The following is a 2,713-nucleotide window of genomic DNA, read 5'->3' as shown; positions in this document are numbered from 1 at the left end:
GTGGTGGGGCGGCCGGTGGTGGAACGTGCGGCGTGCGGGTCCTCGGCGTCGAGGATCTCGATGGCGGGGTTGGCGTAGCCGTCGGCGCGGGGGACGACGCCGTCCAGGCCCTTGCCTCCGTCGGGCGGGCGGCGCGTGACGCCGAAGGTGCCCTCGGCGATGGCGCTGAGCAGACCGTCGTCGGCGACGCGCTCCAGCAGCTCCACCGATTCCGCCAGCACCTGCTTGGCGCGCTGGACGAGCATGCCGTCCGGGCGGGGCATGAAGTCGTCGGCGAGGTTCCCGCAGGCGTCGCGGACGTAGCGGACGTTCTCCAGCGCGAGGTCGCGGTCCGACAGCCAGGGGGTGTGGATGCCCTCGGTCATCATCCCGATCAGGATGATCGACTGCCCGGTCATCACGCCGGCGAGGTTGAAGAACGCGTCCAGCAGGTAGCCGGCGAAGATGTTGCCGGTCATGTGCTTGGTGGGCGGCATGTACTTCAGCGGCGCGCCCGGGAACAGCTCCCGGGCCAGCTGGGCGTGCGCGAGCTCCAGCCGGAACGACTCGGGGACGGCCGGGTCGATCTCGAAGGCGTGGCCGAGGCCGAGCTGGTCGTCGGCCAGGCCCGCCTCGTGCCCGAACCGCTCGTTGAGCAGCTGGCTGACGGTCACGGTGTGCGCGGCGTCCACCGCGTCCGCGGTGGTGAGGTAGTTGTCCTCGCCGGTGTTGATGACGATGCCTGCGCGGGCGTGGATCTGCCGGGAGAAGCGCTGGTCGATGAACGTCCGGCGGGGGTTGATGTCGCGGAAGATGATGCCGTACATGCAGTCGTTCAGCATCATGTCCAGGCGCTCCAGCCCGGCGAGCGTCGCGATCTCCGGCATGCACAGCCCGGAGGCGTAGTTCGTGAGCCGCACGTACCGGCCGAGCTCGCGGGACACCTCGTCCAGCGCGGAGCGCATCAGCCGGAAGTTCTCGCGTGTGGCGTACGTGCCGGCGTAGCCCTCGCGGGTGGCGCCCTCGGGGACGAAGTCCAGCAGCGACTGGCCGGTGGAGCGGATCACCGCGACGATGTCGGCGCCTTCGCGGGCGGCGGCCTGCGCCTGGGGGATGTCCTCGTGGATGTCGCCGGTCGCCACGATCAGGTAGACCAGCGGCCTGGGCGGGTCCGCCGCGTCGGGCGGCGGCAGCGCGGCCAGCAGCCGGTCGCGTTCGGCGCGGCGGCGGTCGATGCGGGCGATCCCGCCGCGGGCGGCCTCACCGGCGGCCTTGCGGGCGTGCTCGGCGTCGGTCCCGGACGGCAGCCGGAACGACACCCGTCCCCGGGCGGCGGCCCGCGCGAGGTCGCCGAGCGAGGCGTGCGGGCCGTTCAGCAGCGCGTCCCAGACCGGCAGGGCCACGCCGTGCTCCAGGCCGACCTGGCCGCGGACGGTGTCGGCGAGGTGGTTGGCCCAGGGGCGGCCCTCGTCGTCGGCGCCGGTGAGCCCGGCCAGGCGCAGCAGCGCGCGCTCGACCGAGACGGTGGTGTGGGAGCGCGCCATCTCGATGATGGGCTCGGCGGCCCGGGCGGCCAGCCGCCGGGCGGCGCGCACCGCCTCCGGGTCGAGGTCCAGTTTTCCCTGCGGCGCCATTGCCGTCTCCCCTCACGCGGCCGCCCTCTCAGGCCGGTCCCATCAATCGTCCGTCATACCTGGTTGGCTACAGGAGATCTTCCGGTATCCACACCCTATTTCACAAGAACTGACAGCCCCTCCCCTCGCGTCCTCCCCACCGCGCACAGGCAGATCTTCCCTGGCCGGGCGGTCACCTCACCTCCAGGTGACGACCAAGCGAAACCCATCCGTAACAACGAACCGTGAATTTACACTCACCCACGGTGATGGCCATCGCTCTCAGGGAGGAACATGATCGTTTATTGTGCCGCCGCGGCCTGCGCGGTCGCCGTGGTGATCACGGCGAGCCGCCTGATCCGGCGGACGCGCCTCGGCATCGACGATCCCGACCCCGACGGCCCCACCACCTCCCACACCGGCGCGATGCTCTCGGCGCTGTTCCTGCTGGCGTTCGCCATCGCCGTCGTCGTGCCGTGGACGTCGGCGGACGCCGCGCGTTCCAACACATACACCGAGAGCCAGGCGATCGCCGAGGCGTCGTGGGCGGCCACGCGGCTGCCCGCCGCCGACGCCCGGCACGTCCAGCAGGGGCTGCGCGAGTACGCCGACCTGGTCCGCGGTTCCGAATGGAGGCTCATGGAGGATGGACGGCTCAGCCCGCGCGGCTGGGCGCGGCTGGAGGAGCTGCGCCGCCACGTCCTCGCGGTCGAACCCGGCTCCGACGAGCTCCTGGAGGCGCGCGGCGCCGTGCTCGGCCACCTGGGCGAGATCTCCGCGGCCCGCCGCCAGCGCGCCATGGACGCCCGCACGGAACCACCGCCGGGCCTGCTCGCCGTGACCGTCGTGACCGGCGCCGCGGTCGTGCTGCTGCCGTTCCTGGCCGGCGCCCGGCCGCGCGGCATGACCCTGGTGCCGCTGTCGCTGATGGCGGCGCTGCTGGCCGCCGGGACGTACCTGACCATCGACATCTCGCACGTGTTCAGCGGGGCGATGGCCGTCGGCCCGGAGGCGTTCACGGGCGTGGGTGCCGAACTGCGGCGCATCGCGGGAGGCGGCTGAGCATGCGCCGTCACCTCGTGCTGCCCGCCGCGCTCGCCGGCGCGTTCGCCTTCCCGCCC

Annotated in this window: 2 protein-coding genes; one reads left to right on the top strand and one right to left on the bottom strand. The window is 72.7% G+C overall.

Translation table 11 applies throughout. The features are described 5' to 3' along the window. Positions 1–1,613: lysine 5,6-aminomutase subunit alpha (locus E1285_RS44450; RefSeq protein ID WP_132160929.1), on the bottom strand; the 1,613-nt coding region annotated here is incomplete at its 3' end. Between the two features lie 273 nt (positions 1,614–1,886). On the opposite strand from E1285_RS44450, the gene E1285_RS44445 reads away from it, so the two are divergent. After that, the gene (locus E1285_RS44445; protein WP_132160928.1) at positions 1,887–2,654 is read left to right on the top strand and encodes a DUF4239 domain-containing protein; all 768 of its coding nucleotides are present in this window, start codon (positions 1,887–1,889) and stop codon (positions 2,652–2,654) included. The last annotated feature ends 59 nt before the right edge of the window (positions 2,655–2,713 follow it).

Source organism: Actinomadura sp. 7K507 (assembly GCF_004348425.1).
Lineage (GTDB): Bacteria > Actinomycetota > Actinomycetes > Streptosporangiales > Streptosporangiaceae > Spirillospora.
Note: the sequence above shows the minus strand (reverse complement) of the source record. Positions and strands in the feature narration are given on the sequence as shown.

What these genes read in the sequence shown, in the direction of transcription:
- E1285_RS44445 (WP_132160928.1), top strand. Translation starts at nt 1,887, where the DNA reads ATGATCGTTTATTGTGCCGCCGCGGCCTGCGCGGTCGCCGTGGTGATC.